The 24,412-nt window shown below is 63.1% G+C and carries 26 protein-coding genes; 13 read left to right on the forward strand and 13 right to left on the reverse strand.

What is annotated here, in order from left to right:
- Nucleotides 1-244 precede the first annotated feature (244 nt).
- On the reverse strand, nucleotides 245-499 hold the full coding sequence (locus SOX55_RS05715) for a TIGR03905 family TSCPD domain-containing protein (protein WP_325286479.1): 255 nt from the start codon (nucleotides 497-499) through the stop codon (nucleotides 245-247).
- 92 nt (nucleotides 500-591) lie between these two features.
- A complete protein-coding gene (spo0A, locus tag SOX55_RS05720) occupies nucleotides 592-1,353 on the reverse strand; it encodes a sporulation transcription factor Spo0A (protein ID WP_325286480.1) in 762 nt (253 codons plus the stop codon).
- A gap of 264 nt (nucleotides 1,354-1,617) precedes the next feature.
- Here spo0A and SOX55_RS05725 point away from each other — a divergent pair, with 264 nt between their 5' ends.
- On the forward strand, nucleotides 1,618-2,202 hold the full coding sequence (locus SOX55_RS05725; RefSeq protein ID WP_325286481.1) for an NUDIX hydrolase: 585 nt from the start codon (nucleotides 1,618-1,620) through the stop codon (nucleotides 2,200-2,202).
- Nucleotides 2,203-2,249: 47 nt separating this feature from the next.
- Here SOX55_RS05725 and SOX55_RS05730 read toward each other — a convergent pair whose 3' ends face one another.
- The gene (locus tag SOX55_RS05730) at nucleotides 2,250-3,005 is read right to left on the reverse strand and encodes an acyl-[acyl-carrier-protein] thioesterase (protein WP_325286482.1); all 756 of its coding nucleotides are present in this window, start codon (nucleotides 3,003-3,005) and stop codon (nucleotides 2,250-2,252) included.
- 11 nt (nucleotides 3,006-3,016) lie between these two features.
- Nucleotides 3,017-4,420 (reverse strand): GNAT family N-acetyltransferase, encoded by a 1,404-nt coding sequence (locus SOX55_RS05735; protein WP_325286483.1) that lies wholly within the window; start codon nucleotides 4,418-4,420, stop codon nucleotides 3,017-3,019.
- Between the two features lie 244 nt (nucleotides 4,421-4,664).
- Here SOX55_RS05735 and SOX55_RS05740 point away from each other — a divergent pair, with 244 nt between their 5' ends.
- Nucleotides 4,665-5,573: a DMT family transporter gene (locus SOX55_RS05740; RefSeq protein WP_325286484.1), complete on the forward strand. Its 909-nt coding sequence runs from the start codon at nucleotides 4,665-4,667 to the stop codon at nucleotides 5,571-5,573.
- Between the two features lie 47 nt (nucleotides 5,574-5,620).
- Here the strand turns inward: SOX55_RS05740 and SOX55_RS05745 are convergent, their stop codons facing one another.
- From SOX55_RS05745 to SOX55_RS05760, 4 genes are read right to left on the reverse strand one after another with little or no spacing between them, the layout of a single operon-like run.
- Complete coding sequence (locus SOX55_RS05745) at nucleotides 5,621-5,824, reverse strand: hypothetical protein (RefSeq protein ID WP_325286485.1); 204 nt, start codon at nucleotides 5,822-5,824, stop codon at nucleotides 5,621-5,623.
- Entirely contained in the window at nucleotides 5,824-7,521 is a 1,698-nt protein-coding gene (locus tag SOX55_RS05750) for a sensor histidine kinase (protein WP_325286486.1), read from the reverse strand. Before SOX55_RS05750 ends, SOX55_RS05745 begins: the two co-directional genes overlap by 1 nt.
- 7 nt (nucleotides 7,522-7,528) lie before the next feature.
- The gene (locus SOX55_RS05755) at nucleotides 7,529-8,209 is read right to left on the reverse strand and encodes a response regulator transcription factor (RefSeq protein WP_325286487.1); all 681 of its coding nucleotides are present in this window, start codon (nucleotides 8,207-8,209) and stop codon (nucleotides 7,529-7,531) included.
- A gap of 14 nt (nucleotides 8,210-8,223) precedes the next feature.
- Complete coding sequence (locus tag SOX55_RS05760; protein ID WP_325286488.1) at nucleotides 8,224-8,883, reverse strand: HD domain-containing protein; 660 nt, start codon at nucleotides 8,881-8,883, stop codon at nucleotides 8,224-8,226.
- Nucleotides 8,884-9,194: 311 nt separating this feature from the next.
- On the opposite strand from SOX55_RS05760, the gene SOX55_RS05765 reads away from it, so the two are divergent.
- Nucleotides 9,195-9,716, forward strand: a complete 522-nt coding sequence (locus SOX55_RS05765; protein WP_325286489.1) for a CarD family transcriptional regulator — start codon at nucleotides 9,195-9,197, stop codon at nucleotides 9,714-9,716.
- Between the two features lie 48 nt (nucleotides 9,717-9,764).
- Here SOX55_RS05765 and SOX55_RS05770 read toward each other — a convergent pair whose 3' ends face one another.
- The 3 genes from SOX55_RS05770 to SOX55_RS05780 form a co-directional block, all read right to left on the reverse strand.
- Entirely contained in the window at nucleotides 9,765-10,712 is a 948-nt protein-coding gene (locus SOX55_RS05770; RefSeq protein WP_325286490.1) for an L-lactate dehydrogenase, read from the reverse strand.
- A 119-nt stretch (nucleotides 10,713-10,831) separates the two neighbouring features.
- Nucleotides 10,832-12,382, reverse strand: a complete 1,551-nt coding sequence (locus SOX55_RS05775) for an L-lactate permease (RefSeq protein ID WP_325286491.1) — start codon at nucleotides 12,380-12,382, stop codon at nucleotides 10,832-10,834.
- Nucleotides 12,383-12,492: 110 nt separating this feature from the next.
- Complete coding sequence (locus tag SOX55_RS05780) at nucleotides 12,493-12,735, reverse strand: hypothetical protein (RefSeq protein ID WP_325286492.1); 243 nt, start codon at nucleotides 12,733-12,735, stop codon at nucleotides 12,493-12,495.
- 410 nt (nucleotides 12,736-13,145) lie between these two features.
- Here SOX55_RS05780 and SOX55_RS05785 point away from each other — a divergent pair, with 410 nt between their 5' ends.
- The 7 genes from SOX55_RS05785 to SOX55_RS05815 all read left to right on the forward strand — a co-directional run bounded on the left by SOX55_RS05785 (nucleotide 13,146) and on the right by SOX55_RS05815 (nucleotide 19,466).
- Nucleotides 13,146-13,394, forward strand: a complete 249-nt coding sequence (locus tag SOX55_RS05785; RefSeq protein WP_325286493.1) for a hypothetical protein — start codon at nucleotides 13,146-13,148, stop codon at nucleotides 13,392-13,394.
- A gap of 108 nt (nucleotides 13,395-13,502) precedes the next feature.
- Nucleotides 13,503-14,702 (forward strand): ABC transporter substrate-binding protein, encoded by a 1,200-nt coding sequence (locus tag SOX55_RS05790; protein WP_325286518.1) that lies wholly within the window; start codon nucleotides 13,503-13,505, stop codon nucleotides 14,700-14,702.
- Between the two features lie 186 nt (nucleotides 14,703-14,888).
- Nucleotides 14,889-15,794: a branched-chain amino acid ABC transporter permease gene (locus SOX55_RS05795; protein WP_325286494.1), complete on the forward strand. Its 906-nt coding sequence runs from the start codon at nucleotides 14,889-14,891 to the stop codon at nucleotides 15,792-15,794.
- A gap of 9 nt (nucleotides 15,795-15,803) precedes the next feature.
- On the forward strand, nucleotides 15,804-16,862 hold the full coding sequence (locus SOX55_RS05800; protein ID WP_325286495.1) for a branched-chain amino acid ABC transporter permease: 1,059 nt from the start codon (nucleotides 15,804-15,806) through the stop codon (nucleotides 16,860-16,862).
- 1 nt (nucleotide 16,863) lies between these two features.
- A complete protein-coding gene (locus SOX55_RS05805) occupies nucleotides 16,864-17,712 on the forward strand; it encodes an ABC transporter ATP-binding protein (RefSeq protein WP_325286496.1) in 849 nt (282 codons plus the stop codon).
- Between the two features lie 10 nt (nucleotides 17,713-17,722).
- A complete protein-coding gene (locus SOX55_RS05810; protein WP_325286519.1) occupies nucleotides 17,723-18,424 on the forward strand; it encodes an ABC transporter ATP-binding protein in 702 nt (233 codons plus the stop codon).
- 505 nt (nucleotides 18,425-18,929) lie between these two features.
- A complete protein-coding gene (locus SOX55_RS05815; RefSeq protein ID WP_325286497.1) occupies nucleotides 18,930-19,466 on the forward strand; it encodes a DUF5662 family protein in 537 nt (178 codons plus the stop codon).
- Nucleotides 19,467-19,510: 44 nt separating this feature from the next.
- Here the strand turns inward: SOX55_RS05815 and SOX55_RS05820 are convergent, their stop codons facing one another.
- Nucleotides 19,511-19,975, reverse strand: coding sequence for a CBS domain-containing protein (locus tag SOX55_RS05820; RefSeq protein WP_325286498.1), 465 nt, complete (start codon nucleotides 19,973-19,975; stop codon nucleotides 19,511-19,513).
- Nucleotides 19,976-20,132: 157 nt separating this feature from the next.
- Here SOX55_RS05820 and SOX55_RS05825 point away from each other — a divergent pair, with 157 nt between their 5' ends.
- From SOX55_RS05825 to gltA, 3 genes are all read left to right on the forward strand, one after another.
- On the forward strand, nucleotides 20,133-20,792 hold the full coding sequence (locus tag SOX55_RS05825; RefSeq protein WP_325286499.1) for a Crp/Fnr family transcriptional regulator: 660 nt from the start codon (nucleotides 20,133-20,135) through the stop codon (nucleotides 20,790-20,792).
- A gap of 229 nt (nucleotides 20,793-21,021) precedes the next feature.
- Nucleotides 21,022-21,864: a sulfide/dihydroorotate dehydrogenase-like FAD/NAD-binding protein gene (locus tag SOX55_RS05830; protein ID WP_325286500.1), complete on the forward strand. Its 843-nt coding sequence runs from the start codon at nucleotides 21,022-21,024 to the stop codon at nucleotides 21,862-21,864.
- Nucleotide 21,865: 1 nt separating this feature from the next.
- A complete protein-coding gene (gltA, locus tag SOX55_RS05835) occupies nucleotides 21,866-23,251 on the forward strand; it encodes an NADPH-dependent glutamate synthase (RefSeq protein WP_325286501.1) in 1,386 nt (461 codons plus the stop codon).
- 76 nt (nucleotides 23,252-23,327) lie between these two features.
- Here gltA and SOX55_RS05840 read toward each other — a convergent pair whose 3' ends face one another.
- Nucleotides 23,328-24,302, reverse strand: a complete 975-nt coding sequence (locus SOX55_RS05840; protein ID WP_325286502.1) for a metal ABC transporter substrate-binding protein — start codon at nucleotides 24,300-24,302, stop codon at nucleotides 23,328-23,330.
- Nucleotides 24,303-24,412 lie beyond the last annotated feature (110 nt).

Consider the following 24,412-nt stretch of genomic DNA (forward strand, 5'->3'; position numbering starts at 1 on the left):
AGTGTGCGAACTGTCCGCATATGGGGTCCCCCGCTGCAACCCAGCGAAGCGGTTGCAGTGGGGAGAGGAGGGGCAACGGAGCGGCATGAGGACGCCCTCCCCCGCAGGGCGCTCCGAATTGAGCGAAGTTTGCCCCGACGAAGTGCGCGCAGTGGGCCGCAGCCCCTCTCGAAAAAGTGGCTCTGCCACTTTTTCGAAAGTCTTAGGCTGTTGGACAGAATCTCTGTCCGGCGGCCTTTTCCGCTTATTCCTTTGCCAGCGCCTTTTCCAGTCCTCTGGCGAACTGGTCGGGGCAGGAGGTGTCCTTGAAGCCGCAGCGGATGCCCTTCAGGCGGTCAATGGCCTCCCGGGCCGGCATATCCTTCACCAGCGCGGAGATGCCCTGCAGGTTGCCGCTGCACCCGCCCATGACCTCCATCTTCCGGATGACCTGGTCCTCATCCAGCTCCACACGCATCAGCTGGGAGCAAACGCCCCGGGGACGAAATTCCACTACCATCTCTCTGTCTCCTTTTCCGGCGGTCACTGCCGCAGTTTTCCGACAGCATACCACATTTCCGGAAGCTTGACAAGAGGACAGAGCGGTTTCCCTCAGCCCAGACGGCCGCCGTTTTTCCGCTTCTCCAGCACCAGGCGGTCGGCGATCATGGCGATGAACTCGCTGTTGGTGGGCTTCCCCTTGGTATTGGACACGGTGTAGCCGAAGAATTTCTGCAGCGTCTCCAGGTCGCCCCGGTCCCAGGCCACCTCAATGGCGTGGCGGATGGCCCGCTCCACCCGGGAGGGGGTGGTGGCAAACCGCCTGGCCACCTCGGGATACAGCACCTTGGTGACGGCGTTGATCACGTCCATATCCTCCACGGTGATCATGATGGCCTCCCGCAGGTACTGGTAGCCCTTGATGTGGGCCGGGACGCCGATTTCGTGGATGATCTCCGTCACCTGGTTTTTCAGGTCCGCGGGGTGCTCCTCCCCCCGTTCCGGCGGGGCCGCCACGGAGCGCATCCGGTCCAGCAGAGCGCTCATCTCACAGGGCTTGGTCATGAAGTAACTGGCGCCGGCATTCAGGGCGTCCGTCACCGTGGCGTCGTTATACAGCGCCGACAGCACGAGGACCTTCGGCCTTCCCTCCTGGGGCAGCTGCCGCAGCAGCGCCAGCCCGTCCAGCCCCGGCAGAATCACGTCCGTCACCAGCAGGTCCGGGTGGGTCTCCCGCGCCACACGCAGCGCTTCCCGGCCGTCGCCCACGGCGCCCGCCACAGTGAACCCCTCCGTTTTTCCCAACTGCTCCGCCAAAAGAGTGCGAAATCCCTCGTTGGCGTCAGCCAACAGCACCTTGCAATTTTTTTCCATAATTTTCCTGTCCTTCTTACTCAGATTTTGGCCTGGATCTCTGCTGACGGATTGTTGAAGCTTCAAATCTCGTTGACAACAAACTATCATAATCGGACAGGTTTTTCAATAGTTTTCTCCCATTTATTCCCAAAAATTGTTCGATGCCGCTCGAACTTTCGCGATGAATTTCGACGGCATTTTGTTACTATATCCGTTCTATCTTGCATTTTTCAGGAAATATGATACACTATTGTCGAAATAATTGTGAAGGAGGATCGCACGATGGAAGAACTTCTGCGCCAGCTGCGGGCCTTCCGCCCCGGAAACGAGCAGGAGGAGCGGGACCGGGCAGAGCTGCTGCGCCGGCTGGAGAGCGGAGAGGCCCTCCTGACCCGGGACAACGCCTCCGCCCACCTGACGGCCTCCGCCTGGGTGGTGAACCCCGGGCGGGACCGGGTGCTGATGGCCTACCACAACCTGTACGGCTCCTGGGCCTGGCTGGGAGGCCACGCCGACGGCGACAGCGACCTGCGGGCGGTGGCGCTGCGGGAGGTGGAGGAGGAATCCGGCGGCGCGGGCGCCCGGCTGCTGCTGCCGGACATCTTTTCCCTGGAGATTCTGACGGTGGACGGCCACGAAAAGCGGGGGCGGTACGTCTCCTCCCACCTGCATCTGAACGTCACCTACCTGGTGGAGCTGGATGACCGCCAGACTCTCCACAACCGGCCCGGGGAGAACTCCCGGGTGGGCTGGTTCCCTCCGGAGGAGGCGGCGGCCGCCTCCACGGAGTCCTGGTTCCGGGAGCGCATATACTCCAAGCTGAACCGGCGGCTGGCGGAGTTCATCCGGCGGGAAGCGGAGGGATGAGAGCGCAAAAAAGGAAGGACCTGCCAGGGCAGGTCCTTCCTTTTTCCTTACACAAATTCACAGCGGCAGGTAAAGCAGCGCTCCGGGCCGCACAGGCCCTCCATTTCGTAGGTCTGCCCCTCCCGGCACGCCAGCAGGGTCAGCTTCTCCCCCAGCGTGGCCTCTTTGGAGTAGTTGATCTGGAAGTCCCGCAGCGTTCCCCGCTGCAGGTCCTCCGGCAGCTCGTCCCACACAATGTCGGGATAGCGGCCGCTGTACAGGTGGCCGTTGTGGTCCAGGTCGGTGAAGCGCACCTTCCGCACCGCCGCCTCCGTCAGCTTCTCCCGGGGCGGCAGAATCTTCCGGCAGTCGGGGCAGTCCACGTCCGCCAGGGCCGGCCCCAGGGGCTTGGCGGTGAAGGCGGATGGCCGCAGAATTTTCCGGTCCACCGGGTCCACCAGAATCCAGTCGCTTTTGCCGGACAGAAACAGCGACCCGTCCCGGCGGAAAAATTCGTAATTCCGCTGCATATGGGCGCCCCGGACGCCGTTCTCCCAGCTGCTGAGGGTGATGACCTCCCCCGCCGTGGGATAGCTGTGGAGCCGGAAGGACATGCGGGAGATGAGGAACACCTGCCGCAGGGCGTACAGCGTCTCGTAGGTCAGGCCCCGGGCATCGTAGTCATAGCCGCCGATGGAGCCCATCATCACCACCAGGGCGGCGGGCCGCACCCGGCCCAGCACGTCGCAGTCCCGGAAGATCAGCTCCTCCTGCCGGAAGAACCGCTCCCCCTCCCACCATTGTTTCCGCTCCATCATCTGCATAGTGTCTCCTGTCATACCCGCTTTTCAAAATAGTAGAACGTCTCATCCTCGCCGTTGGGCCGCATGCAGGACGAGAGCATCCGCCGGGAGGCCTCGTTCTCCTTAAAGCATTTGGCCACCACCCGGGTCAGGTGGACGCCGTAAAGGCCCCACTCCGCCGCGGCGGCGAAGGCCTCCGTGCCGTAGCCGTGGCCGGCGTACTCCCGGCTGATGCGGCAGCCCAGCTCCGCGCTGCCCCGGTAGTCGAAGCGGTAGAGCACCGCCTCGCCGATGAGCTTTCCGTCCAGCCGCACGGCGAAATTCACCGCCAGCCGGTTTTCAAAGTCCCGGCGGGCCACGTCGAAGAAGCTGCGCTCCTCCACCGGGCCGCCCAGGCCCGCCACATCGTCATAGCCCCACCAGCGGTTCCGCTCCCCGTCCAGCACCAGGGCGTTGTAGGCGGGGATGTCCTCCTCCGTCAGGGGGGACAGGGTCAGCCGCTCCGTGGTGAGGGTGGGGATGGCCCGCACATGGTACTCCAGCTCACTGTGGGGCTGGAAGCGGTACTTGTCCCCCAGGTGGTCCGGGCCGTACTGCAGCTTGGAGGTCCGCAGCCCCCGGTCCGCCGCGTCATCCTCCCGGTTCAGCCAGGCCGCGCCGCCGCCGAAGGCCTGGGCGAAGGCCTGCACCATGGCGGGGTAGACGCCGGTATAGGAATAGAGGGCCTTTTCGATGTGGATGATCAGGGTCTCGCCGCACTTCTCCGCCAGGGACAACGCGATGAGCCGCTCCCCGTCCAGCATGCCGCCGGCCACGAACCAGGGCTTGTCCAGCATGCGCAGCATTTTCTTCGCCAGCTCCAGCTCTCCCCGGGCCTTGGCATTGTCGCCCTTGGCGAACTCCGCCTCGTAATCGGTCCAGAAGGCCTCCACCAGGGGGAGGTCCTCCGCCGTCAGGGGGCGGAACTCCGCGTTGGGGCAGACGGCCCGGAACTTCTTGATGTGGTTCCGCTGGCCGGAGTACCGCCGCCCGGCGAAGCTCCGCAGGTCCTCCGCGCGGTAGATGTAGTCCTTCCAGGTGCGGATGTTGCTGACGGTGACGTAGGGATAGCGGGCCATCAGTTCAGCAGCCCGGCACTGGGGCACCACGGAGATGGCCAGGGGCGTCCCCGTCTCCATGCATTCGTTTTCAATGAGGGTCAGGGCGGCGTCCTCGTCCCCCTCCGGGCCGGGGACCGGGTAGTCATAGGCCACCTTGCCGTCAATGGTGTTGCGGATGATGAGACAGCCCGCCGCCTCCGCCCACATGGGGTGCAGCACTTCCCGCCACATGAGCTTGGTGCCTGCGGAGTACTCGCACAGGCCGTAATTGCAGTCCGCGTAGTACCGCCGCAGCAGCTCCGCGTCCTGTTCCCGGACTTCCTGATAGTTCAGCATAAAACGGTTTCCTCTGTTTTCAGCAAATTTCATAATGAAGTATTATACCCAAAAATGTCATCCGGTGTCAACCGGTGATGGAGTCCCGCCGGGCGGAGGAGGCGCGGAAAGACTGTTTTCATTGAAAATGTCCGCGAACCGTGTTATACTGGTGCGGACTGCGGAGGGAGGGACGCAGGGAAGCGCCGCCCTCCGGCAGTCCCATCATATTTTGACACAGGAGTGATCCGGGATGCGCGATGTGATGAATAACAGGAAGTGGCTGCCGCCGCTGGCATTGACGTGTGCCGTTCTGTGGTCGCTGGCCTATCCGCTGATCAAGCTGGGGTACCGGGAACTGGGAATCGCCTCGGATGATCTGGGCAGCAAGATCCTGTTCGCGGGCATCCGCTTCTGGACGGCCGGCGTTCTGGTGCTCCTGCTGCCGGGGGCACGGCATCAGGACAAGCGGGCCATTTCCAAAAGCGGGTGGGGCTGGCTGCTGCTCTTCGCCCTGATGAACACCACGCTGCAGTACCTCTGCTCCTACATCGGCCTGGGCTACACCCCCAGCGCCCGGGGCGCGATTCTCAATTCCACAGGCAGCTTCCTTCTGATTCTTCTGTCGTGCCTGATTTTTTCCGACGATCAGATGAGCTGGAACAAGGCGCTGGGCTGCCTGCTGGGCTTTTCGGGAATCGTCCTCATCAACGTGGAGCCGGGGCAGGCCATGTTCTCCAACGTCACCCTGCTGGGGGACGGCATGATCCTGCTGAACGCTGTCAGCTCGGCCTTCGGCGGCATTCTCAGCAGGGTTGTCTCCCGCAAAATGAACATGACCTTTGCCACCGGAGCCGGCATGGCCATCGGCGGAGGCGTTCTGTTTCTGGCCGGGCTTTGGGTCGGGCCTGACCGGCCCTGGAATCTGTCCGCGGCGGGAATCGGGATCGTGATTGCCCTGATCCTGATCTCCTCCATCGGTTTCAGCATTTACAACTCCCTGCTGGCACACCATCCCATCAGCACGGTGGCCATCTACAACGCGTTTATCCCCGTGTTCGGCGTCGTGTTCTCCAGTCTGATTCTGGGGGAGCGGTTCCTGTGGAAATACCTGCTGGCGGGCCTTCTGGTGGCCGCGGGCATCATCACCGTAAACGGCAGAAAACGCAGATAAAACCGCAGGAAAAGGGCGGCCCGGGATCGGGCCGCCCTTTTGTATTCTCATTTCTCCGGCAGTTCTTTCAGCATCCGGATGGTGCGGTAGGCCTCCCCGCAGGCGGGGCACTTCCAGTCGCAGTCGCTCTTTTTGGCCTTCCGGTGCAGAGGCGTCAGCCTGGCCCCGCCGCATTTGGGACAGGTCACCGGCTGCCCGGTCCAGAGCTGCTTCAGGAGCCAGACCTCCCGGTCCCGGCTGTCGGTGTACATCAGGCTTCCTCCGTTTCCCGGCGGTCCGGACGGCCGTCCGCCTTTTCCGGCAGGGTCAGGATGAAGTCGCTGCCCTTCCCCACCTCGCTTCTCAGCTCCACGGTGCCTCCCAGGTAGGCCGCGCCGTGCTTCACAATGGACAGGCCCAGGCCGGTGCCGCCGGTGGGGTGGCTCTTGTCCACCCGGTAGAACCGCTCGAACACCCGCTGCCGGGCCTCCGGCGGAATGCCCATGCCGGTGTCGCTGACGGTGAGCCGGGCGCCGCCGTCCCGGCGCTCCGCCGTCACGGTGACGCTGCCGCCCTCCCGGTTGTACTTCACCGCGTTTTCGCACAGGTTGTAGACGATCTCCTCCAGAATCTGGGGCACCGCCCACACCTCCGTCTCGCAGCCCTTCAGCCGCAGGGACACGTGTTTCTGCTCCGCCGCCGGGCGCACCTGCTCCAGCACCGCCTGCGCCGTGGCGTACAGGCCGCACATCCGCCAGTCGGCGTTGGGGCCGCCCTCGTCCAGGCGGCTGAGCTTGATGATGTCGTTCACCAGCTCAATGAGCCGGCCCGCCTCCCGGTGGATGTTCCCGGCGAAGTGGGGCACGTCCTCCGGCCGCACCAGGCCGTTTTGCAGAATCTCCGCCGTGCCCAGAATGGCCGTCAGCGGCGTCCGCAGCTCGTGGGACACGTTGGCGGTGAACTCCCGGCGCAGCGTCTCCCGCTGCTCCTTCTCCGTGGTATCCAGAATCACCAGCACCGCGCCGTTGAGGTGGCCGTCCTGAAACACGGGGCTGGCCAGAATCCGGCGGCAGCAGCCGTCCCGCTCCAGCAGCTGCTCGCTGCGGCGGCCCGCCAGCGCCTCCTCCACGGCCCGGCGGAAGGGGGCCTCCCGGTTCAGCACATAGGCGCTGACCTCCGGGGTCGCCTCCGTGCCCTCCGCCCCCAGCAGCCGCAGCGCCGCCCCGTTGTGGGACAGCACCCGGGCCCGGTTGTCCAGCACCAGAAAGCCCTCGCTCATATTTTCCGTGATGGCGGTGAACTCCTCCTGCCGGCGGCTCAGCTGGCTCATCTGCTGCTGAATCAGCCGGTTCTGGCTCCGCATCCGGGCCATCAGGGGGGCCAGCTCGTCATACTCAACCTCCCGCCACGGCTCCGCCAGGTCCAGCTCGTTCAGGGGCCGGACAATCTGCCGGGCGGCCCGGGAGGCCATGAACCCCGCCAGCAGGCACACCGCCAGCGCCGACAGCACCACAGGCGTCAGTGCCCGGGCCAGCAGCGCCCAGGCGGAGGATTCCCGCTCCGCCACCCGGAGAACGGTGCCGTCGGAAAGCCGCAGGGCGTAGTACAGGGTCTTTTCCGACAGCGTGTCGGAATAGCGGGCGGCCCGGCCGCTGCCGCGCTCCGCGGCCTGCCGAATTTCCTCGCGGCCGGCGTGGTTGTCCATCCGCTCCGGGTCCTCCCAGTTGTCATAGAGCACGGTGCCGTCGGCGGCCACCCAGGTAACCCGGGTTCCGGCGGGTAGGCCGCCCTCCAGGCTCGCCGCTCCCTCCCGGGTCAGGCCCCGGGCGATGCAGGCGGCCTGGTTCTCCAGCTCCCGGGTCACCTGGTCTTCAAAATACCCGTGGAGAACCCCCACCGTCAGCAGCAGGCACAGCACCAGCGCCGACACCGACACCGACACAATGGCCTGAAAAATTCGTTTCGTCATTTCCCCATCACTCGCCGATCTTGTATCCGTAGCCCCGGACCGTCTCAATGCACTCGCCGCTGTCCCCCAGCTTTTGCCGCAGGGTGCGGATGTGCACGTCCACCGTGCGGGTCTCGCCGGTGAAGGCGTAGCCCCACACCTGGCTGATGAGCTGCTCCCGGGAGAACACGGTGCCGGGGCTGCGCAGCAGCAGGCACAGCAGCTCAAATTCCTTCTGGGTCAATGTCACGGTCCGCTCCCCGTCCCGGACGATGTGCTTGGCAGGCAGCACCGTCAGCGCTCCCCGGGTCAGCACCTCCTCGGACTGCTGCTCCGGCTCCGCCGCCTCCGACCGCCGCAGCAGTGCCCGGATGCGGGAGAGCAGCTCCATCATGCCGAAGGGCTTGGCCACGTAGTCGTCGGCGCCGCCGTCCAGGCCCAGCACCTTGTCATACTCCGTGCTTTTGGCCGTCAGCAGGATGATGGGTAGCCGGGCGGTTTTCCGGTTCGCCCGCAGCTTTTTCAGAATGGTGAGGCCGTCCTCCTCCGGCAGCATGATGTCCAGCAGCACCAGCCGGGGCGTCCGCTCCTCCATGGCCCGCCAGAAGGCGGAAGGGGCGGCGAAGCCCTCCGCCTCCAGCCCCTGGCTGTTGAGGGTGTAGATGACGAAATCCCGGATGCTGGCGTCATCCTCCAACAGATAGATCATGGTCCTTCCTCCCGTCAGATCAGCTGCTGCCCGTTGATGGACAGCTTGAAGGCCAGGCCCAGCCGCTCCGCCGCCTTGCGGCACAGCAGCATCCGGCCCATGAAAATCTCAAAGTAATCCATGACGGAGCCGTAGGCGGTGTCCACCTCCAGCCGCAGGCGGATGACGGACGCTTCCCGCTCCACCGTCAGCTCCGATTTGGTGACGGAGTAGTTCACCCGGTCATGGATGTCAAAGTGCAGGGTGTCCTTGGAGCGGACCCGGGAGCGGCGCACGTCGCTCTTGTCCGCCAGAATCAATGCCGCCGCCACCGCGTTCACCGGCACGCCGGTGCCCTCGTCGTGGTTGCCGATGGCGGTGACGATGGTGGCGATGTCCGCCGGGTCGCAGTTCAGGTTGTCCAGAATCCGGAAGGCCATGACGGCGCCGGACTGGGAGTGGTCCACCCGGTTCACCAGGTTGCCGATGTCGTGGAGCCAGCCGGCGATTTTCACCATCTCCACGTCCCGCTCCGGGTAGCCCAGCGTCTCCAGGATATAGCCCGCCGTCTCCGCCACCCGGGCCACGTGGGCGAAGGAGTGCTCCGTAAAGCCCAGGGCGATGAGGGATTCGTCCGCCCGCTCGATATAGGTCCGGATGGCCGGATTCTGTTTCACTTCCGCAAAGGTCAGCATATTGACGCTCCTTTTCCGCGGCGGTCTCTCCGCCGCCATTTCTCGATTTTACATTTCCCGACGATGCCAGTATAACGGCTTTTTCCGCCTGCCGCAAGGGCCGGAGGACACCTTTGTGTTAAGTCTGTGTAAAACCGCGCCCCTTTTCCCGCCGGGACGGCCCCCGGCGGCGGGAAAACAAAAAATTTTGTAATTTTTGAATTTTCCTGCTTACATTTTTCGGATAAACCGTGTAAAATAGGAAATACAGGGCATTGTTCCCGGTCTTTTCCCGGAAAGCAGCCCTGATTTTTCGGCAGGAGGGGTCCAAGATGTTTCAGCAGGGCGACCTGGTAGTCTACGGCGCCACCGGCGTATGCCGGGTGGAGGGCTTCGGGAATCCGGACCCCCGGGACCGGAGCGGGCGGCAGTTCTACGTGCTCAAGCCGCTGTATCAGGACGGCGTGGTGTACACGCCGGCGGAGGGCGGAAAGGTGCCCATGCGCCCGGTGATGAGCCGGGATGAGGCCGTCGCCCTCATCGGCGCCATCCCCACCATAGAGCCGGAGGTGTTCCGGGAGCGGACGCTGCAGCTGCTGAGCCAGCGCTACCAGTCCATGCTCCAGTCCGGCAGCAGCCGGGAGCTGCTGAAGCTCACCATGTCCGTCTACCGCAAGCGCCGGCAGGCGGAGGAGCAGAACCGGCGGCTGGGCATGGTGGACGAGCGGTTCTGCAAGCAGGCGGAGCGGCTGCTGTTCGGGGAGCTGGCGGCGGCGCTGGAGATTCCCGTGGACCAGGTGCCGGCTTTCATCGCCCGGCAGGTGGAGCAGCCCGCCGGATCAGCAAACGGATAAAAAGGACTCCGTACCTGAGGTACGGAGTCCTTTTTTGCGTATTCCGGATCAATACAGGTCCTTCAGGTGCTCCATGTTCTTGCGGACGCCCTCGCAGCAGTCATGGAACTTGGCCTTCTCCTCGTCGGTGAGGGGCAGCTCAATGACCTGCTCCACGCCGTTCTTGCCGATGAGGCAGGGCACGCCCACAAACAGGCCCTCCTCGCCGTACTCGCCGCACAGCTCCATGCTGGCGGGCATGATGGCCTTCTCGTCATGGAGGACGATATGGACCATCCGGGCGGCGGTGGTGCAGATGCCGTACTCGGTGCACTGCTTGCCCACGTAGGTGACCCAGCCGCCGCCGATGGACTCCTTCTGCAGGGCGTCCCGGTCAAAGCGGAAGCGCTCGTCGGTCTTGGCCCACTCGTCCAGAGGCATGCCGCGGAAGGACACGGCGGACCAGGGGGCGAACTGCAGCGCGCCGTGCTCGCCCATCATGTAAGCGGTGATGGACTTGTGGTCCACGCCGGTCTGGCGGGCCAGGGCGCTGAGCAGGCGGGAGGTGTCCAGGCCGGTGCCGGTGCCGAAGACCCGGCCCTTGGGCAGGCCCAGGCCCATGGCCAGCTCCCGGGTGACGATGTCGCAGGGGTTGGTGATGTTGATCAGCACGCCGTCAAAGCCGCTGTCCTTGATCTTCTGCACGTAGCCCCGGACGGCCTTGATGGTGAAGTCCATCTCGGACAGGCGGTCATGGGTCTCCAGCAGCTCGATCTTGCCCACGCTGTTGACAATGACGTCGCAGTCCTTCAGGTCGGCGAAGTCGCCGGCGTTGATGGTGACCCGGTGAGGCAGGTAGGCGGCGGCGTCCCGCAGGTCCTGCACCTCGCTGGTGAGCTTCTGCTCCTTCATATCCACCAGCAGCAGCTCGTCGGCAATGCCCTGCACCGCCAGGGAGTAGGCCACATGGGCGCCCACATGGCCCAGGCCGATGATACCAACTTTTCTCGTTTTCATGGAAATGCTCCTTCCGTTTTCGGTCTCAGATGGACCGTATTGTAATGCTTTTTTCTTCCGCCGTCAATCCGCCGCGGAAAAAACGGTCCTCGTTTCCGGGGACCGTTTTCCGCGTGGAATCACATGCCGAAGTTGGGGAACAGCACCAGGGTGTACAGCAGCGCCAGCACCATGTAGGTGACCAGCACGATCAGGAAGGCCACCAGGGTCTTCTTCATGACCTTGCTCTCGTTGCCCACCTCGCCCACGGTGGCGCAGGCGGCCACGGTGTTGTTGGGGCAGATCAGGTTGCCCAGGGAGGCACCGGCGTTCTGGCCGGCGAACACGGTGATGGGGTTCATGCCCAGCGCCGCGGCGGCCTCGGTGTGCATGCCGGCGAACATGATGTTGGAGCCCAGGCCCGTGCCGGTGACGAAGGAGCCCAGAGAGCCGATGAGCACGGCGGCGGCGGGATAGAGGACGCCGGCCAGGTTGGCGATGTCGCCGGCGATGAGGCTCATCATGCCGGTGGAGGCGGACTGCATGATATAGGCCAGCACCAGCAGGCTGCCCATGGTGATCAGCACCGGGACCACGTTCTTGGCGGTGGCCCGGAAAATCTCAAACAGCTCGTCCCTCTTCACGTGGAGGGTGACGGCGCCCAGCAGGCCGCAGATGAAGATCACCACGTCCACCCAGACGATATAGCCGAAGGTGCACAGGAAGGCGAAGCCCTCCTTCTGGCCCATGACGGCGGGGACGCCGTAGCGCACCACCGGCAGCATCACCAGCATGTAGATGTAGGGGGACATGGCCTGCCAGGGGGTGTACTTCTGCTTCACGCCGGTGCTGAACTGGTACTTGAACTCGTCGGGGGTGTGGATGGGCACCAGCTTGACGAACAGCACGCTCAGCAGGATGGAGATGAGGCCGGTGCCCATGGAGGTGACCTCGGGGCCCACGTAGTTGCTCAGCAGGAACATAACGGTGCCGGTGGTGACGCCGGCGTAGCACAGATAGGGGAGGATGCCCTTGTAGCCCTTGCGGCCGAAGGCCAGGCCCACCATGATGAAGGGGATGATCAGGGCGCCGAACATGTGGATGCGGCCCACCATGGCGGAGTTCAGGGCGTTGGTGGAAATGCCGGCCTCCACCAGGGAGGCGCCGCCGTTGATGGTGGTCAGGCCCGCGCCGCCCCAGGAGCAGGGCGTGGCGTCGCCCAGCAGGGCCACGGCGATGGCGGTGATGGGATCAAAGCCCAGGGCCACCAGGAAGGGAGCGGCAATGGCGGCGGGAGCGCCGGCGCCGGCAGCGCCCTCCAGGAAGATGGGCACCAGCATGCCCACCACCACCAGCTGCACCCGGCGGTCCTGGCCGCTGACCCGGGCCACGGTGTTCTTCACGTCCTCAATGGCGCCGGTGCGCTTCAGGGTGTTGAGGATGACGAAGGCGCCGAAGACCATGGCCACGATCTTCAGGCCCTCCTTGATGCCCTTCCACAGCAGGGCGTCCATGACGGCCACGTTCTCCTTGAAGGCCAGGCCCGTGATGTTGAAATACGTAAAGGCCAGCAGCATGGTCCACACCAGACCCACGGGGGCCACCTTCATGGCCGGCTTCTTGAAAACCAGGATGCCCATCAGCACCACCACGATGGGGCTGACGGCCAGCAGGAAGTTCACGAAATTCATCAGAAATACCTCTCTTTTTCAGTTCTCTTGATCTATAAATTTAAGAAGCGGCTCCGCTGCTTACAAGCCGGAGCCGCTTCGTTGCTTTCGGTCACACCGAACAGTCAGCGTCAGGACAGCGGGCTTTGCAGCAGGAGGGCGGTCAGGGACCGCAGGGGCAGTCGGATCAGTACAATCAGAGCCAACAGGGCGATGGTAATTCGGCTCTGCAGGCAGACAATAAAAATGGACGCCACAAAAGCGGCGTCCATAATCAGGGCGATATCGGCGGAATTGGCGCAGCAGGAAGCCGCCGCAGACCGACGGGCTGCGGTATCGGCAGAATGCTGGTGCGCACGCGTGGTCTGAAACATCTCCCGCAGCCTCCTTGCTTCGGTTCCCCGCCGGGACGGCGGGTGGTTGTTGAAAACGATAGTGGAATTTTCCGGAAATGTCAACGGTTTTTTCGACCCGCTTTTTCAATTTATGACTTTTCCACAATAAAGCGATTCTCCGTCCCTTCTTTTTTGTACAGTTGTCTGCTAATGTTTTCAGACAACGAAGGGGTTTTCAGACAACGTGCAACCTGACTCACACACCCCGCTTTTCCCCGGATTCTTCCCAGGAATTATGCAATTCCACCAGCTGCAGCTTCTTTTTCCCGTGGTTTTTCAGGCAAAAAGTCCCGTTTCCCTGGGTTGACTTTTCAGGCCGGAGTCTTTACAATAAATCACAACACACCCGCAGAACGCGGGGCACCACCCTTCAGAAAGGAGCCGCGGATATGTACACTGCCAACCGCTATCAGAATACGATGTCCGCGTCTGCCGCCTGTGCAGAGGCTTCTTCCTGCTGCGCTTCTTCCGCCAATATCGCCCTGATTCTGGACGCCATTATTCTGGCGTCCATTATTGTTATTCTGGCCCTGGTCCTGCGCGCTGTGATTCTGGGCGTATCCCTGATTCTGGCGGTTCTGGCGGTAGCAGTACGTGTGAAAAATCCGAATATGGTCAAGAGTGTTCCAACCGCGTAACCCGTGATACAGCAAAGCGGCTGTGCTCTTGAAAGCACAGCCGCTTTTTTGTATAAAACCGCAAATCCCGTTTCGATCAAATTAAAGCAAAAGGAGATTACCACGATGATGAACAAGAAGAAGCTCTTTAGCCTCCTGATGGCCTGCACCATGGCCGTCACCCTGCTGGCCGGCTGCGGCGGCGGCAGCGGTTCCTCCGCCTCCGCCCCTGCCGCTCCCGCCGGCTCCGCCTCCGCCCCCTCCGCCGCGGCCTTCAAGCTGGGCGCCACCGGCCCCCTGACCGGCGGTGCCGCCATCTACGGCAACGCTGCCAAGAACGGCGCCCAGATCGCCGTGGACGAGATCAACGCCGCCGGCGGCGCCGTCCAGTTCGAGCTGCAGTATCAGGACGACACCCACGACGCCGAGAAGGCCGTCAACGCCTACAACAAGCTGAAGGACTGGGGCATGCAGATCTCCCTGGGCTCCGTCACCTCCAAGCCCTGCGAGGCCACGGCCGCTGAGACCTACGCCGACCGCATCTTCGCCCTGACGCCCTCCGCCTCCGCCACCGCCGTCACCGAGGGCAAGGACAACATGTTCCAGATGTGCTTCATGGACCCCAACCAGGGCTCCGCTTCCGCCCAGTACATCTCCGAAAAGGGCCTGGGCAGCAAGATCGCCATCATCTGGAAGAACGATGACGTGTACTCCAAGGGCATCCACGATACCTTCACCGCCAAGGCCGCCGAGATGGGCCTGGAGATCGTCTCCGACACCACCTTCGCCGACGGCAACGACACCGACTTCTCCGTCCAGCTGTCCGACGCCCAGAGCAACGGCGCCGACCTGGTGTTCCTGCCCATGTACTATCAGCCCGCTTCCCTGATCTTCGCCCAGGCCGCCTCCATGAGCTACGCTCCCACCTGGTTCGGCGTGGACGGCATGGACGGCATCCTGACCATGGAGGGCTTTGATCCCGCTCTGGCCGAGGGCGTCATCCTGCTGACCCCCTTCAACGCCGACTCCACCGACTCCCGCACCCAGGCCTTCGTCGCCGAGTATCAGAAGCGCTTCGGCGAGATCCCCAACCAGTTCGCCGCCGACGCCTATGACTGCGTCTACGCCTACAAGCAGGCTCTGGAAGCCGCCGGCGCCACCGCCGACATGACCGCCGAGCAGCTGTGCGGCCTGATGATCCAGCAGTTCACCACCATGACCTTCGACGGCCTCACCGGCGACGGCATGACCTGGGACGCCAACGGCCAGGTTTCCAAGAGCCCCAAGGGCATGATCATCCAGAACGGCGCCTACGTGGGCCTGGACTGATCCGGCATACATTATAATCAGCATACCAACTCTCCCCGGCGGGGAGGGGCCGAGGCCCCTCCCCCATCCGGGAGAACCAGAGCATATCTGAAAAGTGCCAAACACCCTGGCGCTTTTCAGATATGCTCCGCTCCGTCCCGGAAGCGTTTCCAAGAATCTGTATTGTGTATTGAGAGGTGCGTGCAAATGACTTTCCTCAATTTCCTCATCAGCGGGATCAGTCTGGGCAGCATTTACGCCATCATCGCCCTGGGCTACACCATGGTGTACGGCATCGCCAAGATGCTGAACTTCGCCCACGGCGACGTGATTATGGTGGGCGCCTACATCTGCTTCTTCGCCGTCTCCCGGTTCAGCCTGCCGCCGGTGGTGGGCGTGCTGCTGGCCATGGTGGTGTGCACCATGCTGGGCATTGTGGTGGAGCGGCTGGCCTACAAGCCCCTGCGCCAGGCCCCCTCCCTGTCGGTGCTGATCACCGCCATCGGCGTCAGCTACTTCCTTCAGAACGCGGCGCTGCTGCTGTGGTCCTCCAACCCCAAGGTGTTCCCCAACTTCTTCAGCGTCACCGCCGCCGACGGCGCTGCGAAAAACGGCGTGGAGCTGTTCGGCGGACAGCTGAAGCTGTCCTACGTGACGCTGTTCACCATCGCCGTGTGCGTTGTCATCATGCTGGCCCTGACCTGGTTCACCGGCGCCACCAAGATGGGCAAGGCCATGCGGGCCGTGTCCGAGGACAAGGGCGCCGCCCAGCTGATGGGCATCAACGTCAACGGCACCATCTCCATGACCTTCGCCATCGGCTCCGGCCTTGCGGCGGTGGCCGGCGTGCTGCTGTGCTCCGCCTATCCCACCCTGGTGCCCACCACCGGCTCCATGCCCGGCATCAAGGCCTTCACCGCCGCCGTGTTCGGCGGCATCGGCTCCATCCCCGGCGCCTTCCTGGGAGGACTGCTGCTGGGCGTCATTGAGATCTTTGCCAAGGCCTACATCTCCACCCAGTTGTCCGACGCGGTAGTGTTCTCCGTGCTGATCATCGTGCTGCTGGTGAAGCCCGCCGGCCTTCTGGGCAAGTACGTGCCGGAGAAAGTGTGAGGTGCAGCCATGAAAAACCGTATCAAAACACTGGGCGGCACCAACCGCCGCAACTACCTGACCTACGCTCTGGTGATTCTGGCCTATGTGATCCTGCAGGCCGCCCAGGGCGCCCTCAGCTCCTCTCTGAAGGGCATGCTGGTGCCCATCTGTGCCTACGTGGTGATGGCTGTGTCCCTGAACCTGACGGTGGGCGTGCTGGGTGAGCTGTCCCTGGGCCACGCCGGCTTCATGAGCGTGGGCGCCTTTACCGGCGTCACCGCCGCCGTGGCGCTGCAGAACGCCGTTCCCTCCGCGCCGCTGCGGCTGGCCGTCGGCATGGCCGTGGGCGCCGCCTTCGCCGCCTTCATCGGCTTTCTCATCGGCATCCCCGTGCTGCGGCTGCGGGGCGACTATCTGGCCATCGTCACCCTGGCCTTCGGCGAGATCATCAAGAGCATTTTCAACAACCTCTACGTGGGCATTGACAGCCGGGGCCTCCACATGAGCCTGCTGAACGACAACACCAACCTGCGGGAGGGCGGAAAGCTGATCATCGCCGGTCCCATGGGCATCGGCGGCATCCAGAAGATCTCCACCTTCACCGCCGGCTTCATCCTGGTGCTGCTGACGCTGCTGGTGGTGTTCAACCTGGTGAACAGCCGGGCCGGCCGGGCCATCATGGCCATCCGGGACAACCGCATCGCCGCCGAGAGCGTGGGCATCCCCGTCACCAAATACAAGATGATGGCCTTTGTCACCTCCGCCGCCCTGGCAGGCGCCTCCGGCGCCCTGTTCGCCATGAACTACTCCACCATCGTGGCCAACAAGTTCGATTTCAACACCTCCATTCTGGTGCTGGTGTTCGTGGTGCTGGGCGGTCTGGGCAACATGCTGGGGTCCATTGTGGCCGCCGCCGCCCTGACCATTCTGCCGGAGGCCCTGCGGGAATTCGCCGACTACCGGATGCTGGTGTACGCCATCGTGCTGATTCTGGTGATGCTGGCCACCTACAACCCCACCATGAAGAACTTCGTCACCGGTGTGTACCGCAAGGTCACCGGCAAGGACAGAAAGGAGGCCGCCTGATATGCGCAGCGAAAAACAGCGCACCAAACTGGTGCCCGTCCCCTCCACCGGCGTCATCCCCGAGCGGGACATCGGCAAGCGCCCCATTCTGGAGTGCATCAACCTGGGCATCACCTTCGGCGGCCTGAAGGCCGTGGAGAACTTCAACCTCACCATCGGCCGCACGGAGATCGCCGGCCTCATCGGCCCCAACGGCGCCGGCAAGACCACCGTGTTCAACCTGCTGACCAAGGTGTATCAGCCCACGGCGGGCACCATCCTGCTGGACGGCCGGGAGACTCTCAGCATGACCACCGCCCAGGTGAACCACGCGGGCATCGCCCGGACCTTCCAGAACATCCGCCTGTTCAACAACCTCACCGTGGAGGACAACGTGAAGGCGGCCATGAACAACACCCTGTCCTACAACATGTGGGAGGGCATCTTCCGCCTCCCCGGCTACTGGAAAGAGGAAAAGGTGGCCCACAAGCGGGCTATGGAGCTGCTGGGCCTGTTCGACATGCAGGACCTGGCCGGCGCCAAGGCCGGCTCCCTGCCCTACGGCGCCCAGCGCCGGCTGGAGATCGTCCGGGCCCTGGCCACCAACCCCTCGCTGCTGCTGCTGGATGAGCCGGCGGCGGGCATGAACCCCTCCGAAACCGCGGAGCTGATGGAGAACATCCGCAAGATCCGGGACACCTTCCAGATCGCCATCCTCCTCATCGAGCATGACATGAACCTGGTGATGAACATCTGTGAGGGCATCTGCGTGCTGAACTTCGGACAGGTCATCGCCAAGGGCACCCCCGAGGAGATCCAGTCCAATCCCGCCGTCATTGAGGCGTATCTGGGCAAGCAGAAGGAGGCGTGACATGGAACCCATTCTGAAAGTTGACGACATCAACGTGTGGTACGGCAGTATCCACGCCATCAAGGGCATCTCCTTCGAGGTCTACGAGGGGGAGATCGTCACCCTCATCGGCGCCAACGGCGCCGGCAAGTCCACCACCCTGAACACCATCTCCGGCTTGCTCCACAGCAAGACCGGCTCCGTCACCTTCCAGGGGAAGAACCTGGCCAGAATCCCGCCCCACAAGGTGGTGGAGCAGGGTCTGGCCCAGGTGCCGGAGGGCCGCCGGGTGTTTCTGCAGATGACCGTGAAGGAGAATCTGGAGATGGGCGCCTACACCATGCCCGCCGGCGGCGTGCAGGCGGACCTGGACATGGTCTACGGCCTGTTCCCCCGGCTGAAAGAGCGGTACCGTCAGGTGGCCGGCACCCTGTCCGGCGGCGAGCAGCAGATGCTGGCCATGGGCCGCGCCCTGATGAGCCATCCCAAGCTGCTGATGCTGGATGAGCCCTCCATGGGTCTGGCTCCCATTTTGGTGGAGCAGATCTTCGAGATCATCCGGAACCTGCACCAGCACGGCTCCACCATCCTGCTGGTGGAGCAGAACGCCCAGGCGGCGCTTTCCATCGCCGACCGGGGCTACGTGCTGGAGACCGGCAAAATCGTCACCACCGGCACCGGCGCGGAGCTGCTGTCCAGCCCCGCCATCAAGAAGGCGTATCTGGGCGGCTGACGGCGTCGGAGCTCAAGTAAACGGAACGCCGCCTTGCTGTGTAGAGAGCAGGGCGGCTTTTCCTCTTACTTGGCTCCTCCTTTTCGACGCAGACCCGCTTCGCTGGGCTCTGCGTCGATGGAGACGGGGGATGCGTATGGCCGCCTTTTCGGAAAGACCTGTCACTGCGTAGGGAGTGACAGGTCTTTTCCTTGCAGGCGTCTCCTCCTTTTCGACGAAAACCCACTTCGTTGGGCTTTTCGCCGATGGGACGGGAGACGCATGAGCTCAAGTAAACGGAACGCCGCCTTGCTGTGTAGAGAGCAGGGCGGCTTTTCCTCTTACTTGGCTCCTCCTTTTTCGGCGAAAACCCACTTCGCTGGGCTTTTCGCCGATGGGAATGGGGGATGCGCGGGAAAATATGAAAAAACCGTCTCGTTTTTTTGCTGCGGATGTGCTACAATAGCAAAAAAGCATCGTTCCGGGGCACCGGCTCCGGAGCATCCGGTCCGCGAGGTGATCTTCCGTGCACGCATGGGCGCATTTCAAAGTTGTCAACCGCCACCGCTTTCTGGTGTGCAAATACTGCTTCCGGCTGGGCCTGTACTGGCAGGGCCTGACGCATGATCTGTCCAAATACTCCCCCCGGGAATTCTGGGTGGGAGCCAGATACTTTCAGGGTGACCGCAGCCCCAATGATGCTGAGCGCCGGGACAGGGGCTACAGCTCCGCCTGGCTCCATCACAAGGGCCGCAACCGCCACCACCTGGAGTTCTGGACCGACTACGGCAAATTGCCTGACGGAACCACCGGCATTGTAGGCGTGGAAATGCCGGTGCGCTACGTGGCAGAGATGTTCTGCGACCGTCTGGCCGCCAGCCGGGTGTACCGGGGAAGGGAATTCCGGCCGGAGGACCCCTGGAAGTTCTTCCAGCGCTCCAAGGAACACACCATTCTCAATGACAACACCGCCCAACTGCTGGAAAGCATGCTGGTGAAGCTGAAGGACGAGGGGGAGGACGCCGCCTTTGCCTACATCCGCCGAGACATTCTTGGTAAATAAAGCATTTGCCCCTGCCGGAAACCGGCAGGGGCAATTTCAATGTATCAGACGATTTTGCGGGCGGCATTCTGCACCGGATTCTCCATGCAGATCTTCCCGTCCCTGGCGGTCACGCAGCGGAGAATGTCCCGCCGGGTGACGATGCCGATGAACCGGCCCAGGTCGTCCACCACCGGGACGAAGTTCTGGGTCATGGCGCTCTGGAGCAGGTCCTCCACGCTGACGGTGATGGGGACCGGAGGATGGTTCCCCTTCAGAATATCCCGGACCCGGAGCCGCTCCATATCCTTCATGGTAAAGGAAGGCTCCTCGCTGACGTGGTCCGGGTCCAGCATCCGCCAGAGGAAGTCCCCCTCGCTGACGGTGCCCACATAGCGGCCCTCACGGTCAATCACCGGAATGGCGGTATACCCGTGGTGGCGCATCTTTTCCAGACCCTGACGGAAGGTGCAGTCGTCGTACAGGTAGGCCACATTGCTCTTGGGAATCAGAAAATAGGCAATATTCACTGCGACGATTCATCTCCTTTCTGCTTATATTGTACCAGCTTCCGGAAAAAATGGGTGAACATTCTATGAAATCCGGAAATTCTCGCCGGAGACTTTACAAACTTTTGCCGCGCTGATATGATGGGCGTGGTAATTGCAACACGAAAGGAGTCTGCTTATGCTGACGGAAGCGGAACTGCGGGAAAGCCCCCTGTTTGCCGGCATCGACTACGAGTCCTATCTGGCCATGTACACCTGCTTTCAGGCGGTGTCCCGGTCCTACCGGCCCGATGACGTAATCTACGATTTCTCCTCCACCCAGAACGTGGTGGGCATTGTGGAGCGGGGCGAGGCGGCCCTCATCCGCATTGACGCCGACGGCGTGGAGACCATGATGGAGCAGTTCCGGGTGGGCAGCGTGTTCGGCAAGACCCTGGACTTCTCCGGCAGCCGCTCCGACGTGCTGGAGGTGGTGTGCCGCACCCCCTGCGAGGTGCTGTTTTTCGACTACGCCCACATCCTCAAGCGGTGTGAGCGGGCCTGCACCCACCACAGCGTGCTGGTGCAGAACATGCTGCGGCTGATGGCCGACAAGGCCCAGGCCCTCACCGAGCGGGTGGACGTGCTCTCCCGCCGCTCCATCCGGGACAAGCTGCTGTGCTGCTTCGCCCAGCAGCGGGCCAAAGCCGGCAGCGACACCTTCCGCCTGCCCTTCTCCCTCAGCGTGCTGGCGGATTATATCGCCACGGACCGCAGCGCCATGATGCGGGAGCTGAAAAAAATGCGGGAGGAGGGCCTGGTCTCCACCGAGGGCCGGAAGATCACCTTTCCCTCCTGACCCCCTCCGCTCCCAGCGGACAGGTAATCCTTTTTCTGTCAAGATCGTTAGAAATTCAACAAATTTGTCGCAATTTTCACAAAGAAAACCCTTTATTTTGGTATTTTTCACGCATTTTTTGTTTGACGTTCCAATTGGAATGCGCTATGATATGGAAGATGTCGTTTGTCTTTCCGCCGCGGCCGCGGCGGGAGCCCAAAAATAAGACATACGGGAAAGAAGGAGAACTATGTTTCGTATCGTAAAAAAAGAAGCGCTGAAACCCACCGTGATTCTGTACGAGATCGAAGCTCCCCTCATCGCCAAGAAGGCTCAGCCCGGCCAGTTCATCATCCTGCGCGTGGATGAGGACGGCGAGCGCGTGCCTCTGACGATCCACGACTATGACCGTGAGAAGGGAACTGTCAGCATCATCGTGCAGATCGTGGGCGCCACCACCGAGAAGCTGATGCACAAGAACGAGGGCGACTACATCCAGGACTTCGTCGGTCCTCTGGGCAAGGCCACCGAAACCGAGGGCAAGAAGAAGGTCTGCGTGGTAGGCGGCGGTGTCGGCTGCGCCATCGCTTATCCCGTGCTGAAGAAGTTCCACGACGACGGCGCCGAGGTCCATGCCGTCATCGGTTTCAAGAACAAGGATCTGGTGATTCTGGAGGATAAGTTCCGCGCCGCCTCCTCCGTGCTGAAGGTCTGCACCGACGACGGCTCCTACGGCCAGAAGGGTCTGGTCACCGAGGCGCTGAAGGAGCTGATCGAAGCCGGCAACCAGTATGACGAGATCTTCGCCATCGGCCCCATGATCATGATGAAATTCGTCTCCCTGACCACCCAGCCCTACGGCATCCCCACCACCGTCTCCATGAGCCCCATCATGATCGACGGCACCGGCATGTGCGGCGGCTGCCGTCTGGCCGTGGGCGGCGAGATGAAGTTCGCCTGCGTGGACGGCCCCGACTTCGACGGCCACAAGGTGGACTGGAACCTGGCTGTGAAGCGCAACCAGATGTACAAGGACTGGGAGCTGCACAAGCACGAGGAAGTCTGCAACCTGTTCAAGAAGGAGGCTGAATAACATGGCGAATATGAGTCTGAAAAAGAATCCCATGCCCTCTCAGGAGCCCGATGTCCGCAACAAGAACTTCAGCGAGGTGGCTCTGGGCTACACCGAGGAGCAGGCGCTGGACGAGGCCGCCCGCTGCCTGAACTGCAAGAACACCCCCTGCATGAAGGGCTGCCCCGTCATGGTTCACATCCCCGAGTTCATCGCCCAGGTGGCCAAGGGCGACTTTGAGGCCGCCTATCAGATCATCTCCAACACCTCCGCCCTGCCCGCCGTGTGCGGCCGCGTCTGCCCCCAGGAGAGCCAGTGCGAGAAGTACTGCGTCCGGGGCATCAAGGGCGAGCCTGTTGGCATCGGCCGTCTGGAGCGCTTCGTGGCTGACTGGCACAACGCCCACGCCACCGCCGCCCCCGAAAAGCCCGCCTCCAACGGCCACCGCGTGGCCGTGGTTGGCTCCGGCCCTGCCGGTCTGACCTGCGCCGGCGACCTGGCCCGGAAGGGTTACGAGGTCACCGTGTTTGAGGCCCTGCACCTGGCCGGCGGCGTGCTGGTATACGGCATCCCCGAGTTCCGTCTGCCCAAGGCCATCGTCCAGAAGGAAGTGGACGGCCTGAAGGCCCTGGGCGTCACCATCGCCACCGACACCGTGGTGGGCCGCACCATCACCATCGACGAGCTGCAGAGCGAGATGGGCTTCGAGGCCGTGTTCATCGGCTCCGGCGCCGGCCTGCCCATGTTCATGAACATCCCCGGCGTCAACTACAAGGGCGTTCTGTCCGCCAACGAGTTCCTGACCCGCATCAACCTGATGAAGGCCTACCGCGAGGGCTCCGACACCCCCATCGTCCATCCCAAGAAGGTGGCCGTCATCGGCGGCGGCAACGTGGCCATGGACGCCGCCCGCTGCGCCAAGCGTCTGGGCGCCGAGGTGTACATCGTCTACCGCCGCGGCATGGAGGAGCTGCCCGCCCGTAAGGAAGAGGTAGAGCACGCCGAGGAAGAGGGCATCATCTTCAAGACCCTCAACAACCCCGTGGAGATCTTCGCCGACGAGAACGACGACGTCAACAAGATCCGCTGCATCAGGATGGAGCTGGGCGAGCCTGACGCCTCCGGCCGCCGTCGTCCCATTGAGGTTCCCGGCAGCGAGTTTGACCTGGACGTGGACTGCGTCATCATGGCTCTGGGCACCAGCCCCAACCCCCTGATCAAGTCCACCACCAAGGGCCTGGAGATCAACAAGAAGGGCGGCATCGTGGTGAACGAGGACGGCCTCACCTCCCGGGAGAACGTCTACGCCGGCGGCGACGCCGTCACCGGTGCTGCCACCGTCATTCTGGCCATGGGTGCCGGCAAGACCGCTGCCAAGGCCATCGACGAGGCTCTCAGCCAGAAGTAATTCCTTTCCCGTACATCAAAAGCCCTCCCGGACAAGATGTCCGGGAGGGCTTTTCGCGTTTTTGGAGGACGGGGACTCATCCCATGGTCCGCCGCAGCGTCTCCAGATTCTCCTCCATCAGGCTCAGATAGGTGACACCGTCATCCAACTGCTGTTGGGACACGTTGTGGCAGCTGTGGAACAGGGCCGTGTCCACACCGGCCGCCTCGGCGACGCTGTCCGCCACCAGGTGATTGGAAAACTCAATATAATACACGGTGGACAGGTGCTCCTCCTCGATCTCCTCAATGAGATAGGCCACCGTGGCGGCGGAGGGTTCCGTCTGGGTGGAGCAGCCCGGGAAGGCCGCCAGGCACCGGACGCCGTACTCCTCCGCGAAGTACCGCAGGGGGAACCGGTCGCCGAACACCATCACCGGGTGGTCAACGGCGGTGAAAAAGGCGCGGAAGCGGCTGTCCAGATCGTCGATCCGGGCCTGATAGGCGGCGGCGTTGGCCTCATAGACCGTGGCGTTGGCGCTGTCCAGCTCCGCCGCCCGGGCCGCGATGGCGGCGGCGATGCGCCCGGCGTTCACCGGCGAGGTCCAGACGTGCTCGTCCGCCTCCAGCACCTCCCCCAGTCCGTGTTCGTGATCGTGGTCGTCGTGGTCGTGGTCGTGGCCGTGGGCGGTCATGCCCTCCAGGGTCTCCTCCTCCAGCAGCTCCACGCAGTCCATCAGCTTCAGCGTCTCCACCGGCCGATCCAGGGACTCCAGAATGGTGTCCACCCAGGTGTCGGACTCGCCGCCGGTGTAGAGGAACAGGTCGCTGTTCTCCACGTCGATGATGTTCCGGGGAGTGGGTTCGTAGGAATGGCTCTCCGCCCCCGGCGGCAGCAGCAGCCGCACCTCCGCCAGGTCGCCGCAGGCCGCCCGGGCCAGGTCATAGGCCGGGAAATTGGCGGCCATGATCCGCAACCGCCCGTCCTCCGCCGGCGGGGCGGCGGATTGGCCGCAGGCTGTCAGCCCCAGGGCCAGCGCCAGCGCCGCCAGCAGGGCAGTCCTTTTTTTCATATCGGTTTCTCCGTTCAATTTGAAATTCATTTTCAGATTGAGAAGTATACCACAGGACAGCGGCAAATGCAACCCCCTTTGCCCCGCGGAAAAAGCCCCCGCCGCGTCTG

Origin of the sequence: Dysosmobacter sp. (genome assembly GCF_034093755.1) — a bacterium.
In the GTDB taxonomy this organism is placed as follows: domain Bacteria; phylum Bacillota; class Clostridia; order Oscillospirales; family Oscillospiraceae; genus Oscillibacter.

What these genes read in the sequence shown, in the direction of transcription:
- SOX55_RS05715 (WP_325286479.1), bottom strand. Translation starts at nt 499, where the DNA reads ATGGTAGTGGAATTTCGTCCCCGGGGCGTTTGCTCCCAGCTGATGCGT.
- spo0A (WP_325286480.1), bottom strand. Translation starts at nt 1,353, where the DNA reads ATGGAAAAAAATTGCAAGGTGCTGTTGGCTGACGCCAACGAGGGATTT.
- SOX55_RS05725 (WP_325286481.1), top strand. Translation starts at nt 1,618, where the DNA reads ATGGAAGAACTTCTGCGCCAGCTGCGGGCCTTCCGCCCCGGAAACGAG.
- SOX55_RS05730 (WP_325286482.1), bottom strand. Translation starts at nt 3,005, where the DNA reads ATGCAGATGATGGAGCGGAAACAATGGTGGGAGGGGGAGCGGTTCTTC.
- SOX55_RS05735 (WP_325286483.1), bottom strand. Translation starts at nt 4,420, where the DNA reads ATGCTGAACTATCAGGAAGTCCGGGAACAGGACGCGGAGCTGCTGCGG.
- SOX55_RS05740 (WP_325286484.1), top strand. Translation starts at nt 4,665, where the DNA reads ATGAATAACAGGAAGTGGCTGCCGCCGCTGGCATTGACGTGTGCCGTT.
- SOX55_RS05745 (WP_325286485.1), bottom strand. Translation starts at nt 5,824, where the DNA reads ATGTACACCGACAGCCGGGACCGGGAGGTCTGGCTCCTGAAGCAGCTC.
- SOX55_RS05750 (WP_325286486.1), bottom strand. Translation starts at nt 7,521, where the DNA reads ATGACGAAACGAATTTTTCAGGCCATTGTGTCGGTGTCGGTGTCGGCG.
- SOX55_RS05755 (WP_325286487.1), bottom strand. Translation starts at nt 8,209, where the DNA reads ATGATCTATCTGTTGGAGGATGACGCCAGCATCCGGGATTTCGTCATC.
- SOX55_RS05760 (WP_325286488.1), bottom strand. Translation starts at nt 8,883, where the DNA reads ATGCTGACCTTTGCGGAAGTGAAACAGAATCCGGCCATCCGGACCTAT.
- SOX55_RS05765 (WP_325286489.1), top strand. Translation starts at nt 9,195, where the DNA reads ATGTTTCAGCAGGGCGACCTGGTAGTCTACGGCGCCACCGGCGTATGC.
- SOX55_RS05770 (WP_325286490.1), bottom strand. Translation starts at nt 10,712, where the DNA reads ATGAAAACGAGAAAAGTTGGTATCATCGGCCTGGGCCATGTGGGCGCC.
- SOX55_RS05775 (WP_325286491.1), bottom strand. Translation starts at nt 12,382, where the DNA reads ATGAATTTCGTGAACTTCCTGCTGGCCGTCAGCCCCATCGTGGTGGTG.
- SOX55_RS05780 (WP_325286492.1), bottom strand. Translation starts at nt 12,735, where the DNA reads ATGTTTCAGACCACGCGTGCGCACCAGCATTCTGCCGATACCGCAGCC.
- SOX55_RS05785 (WP_325286493.1), top strand. Translation starts at nt 13,146, where the DNA reads ATGTACACTGCCAACCGCTATCAGAATACGATGTCCGCGTCTGCCGCC.
- SOX55_RS05790 (WP_325286518.1), top strand. Translation starts at nt 13,503, where the DNA reads ATGAACAAGAAGAAGCTCTTTAGCCTCCTGATGGCCTGCACCATGGCC.
- SOX55_RS05795 (WP_325286494.1), top strand. Translation starts at nt 14,889, where the DNA reads ATGACTTTCCTCAATTTCCTCATCAGCGGGATCAGTCTGGGCAGCATT.
- SOX55_RS05800 (WP_325286495.1), top strand. Translation starts at nt 15,804, where the DNA reads ATGAAAAACCGTATCAAAACACTGGGCGGCACCAACCGCCGCAACTAC.
- SOX55_RS05805 (WP_325286496.1), top strand. Translation starts at nt 16,864, where the DNA reads ATGCGCAGCGAAAAACAGCGCACCAAACTGGTGCCCGTCCCCTCCACC.
- SOX55_RS05825 (WP_325286499.1), top strand. Translation starts at nt 20,133, where the DNA reads ATGCTGACGGAAGCGGAACTGCGGGAAAGCCCCCTGTTTGCCGGCATC.
- SOX55_RS05830 (WP_325286500.1), top strand. Translation starts at nt 21,022, where the DNA reads ATGTTTCGTATCGTAAAAAAAGAAGCGCTGAAACCCACCGTGATTCTG.
- gltA (WP_325286501.1), top strand. Translation starts at nt 21,866, where the DNA reads ATGGCGAATATGAGTCTGAAAAAGAATCCCATGCCCTCTCAGGAGCCC.
- SOX55_RS05840 (WP_325286502.1), bottom strand. Translation starts at nt 24,302, where the DNA reads ATGAAAAAAAGGACTGCCCTGCTGGCGGCGCTGGCGCTGGCCCTGGGG.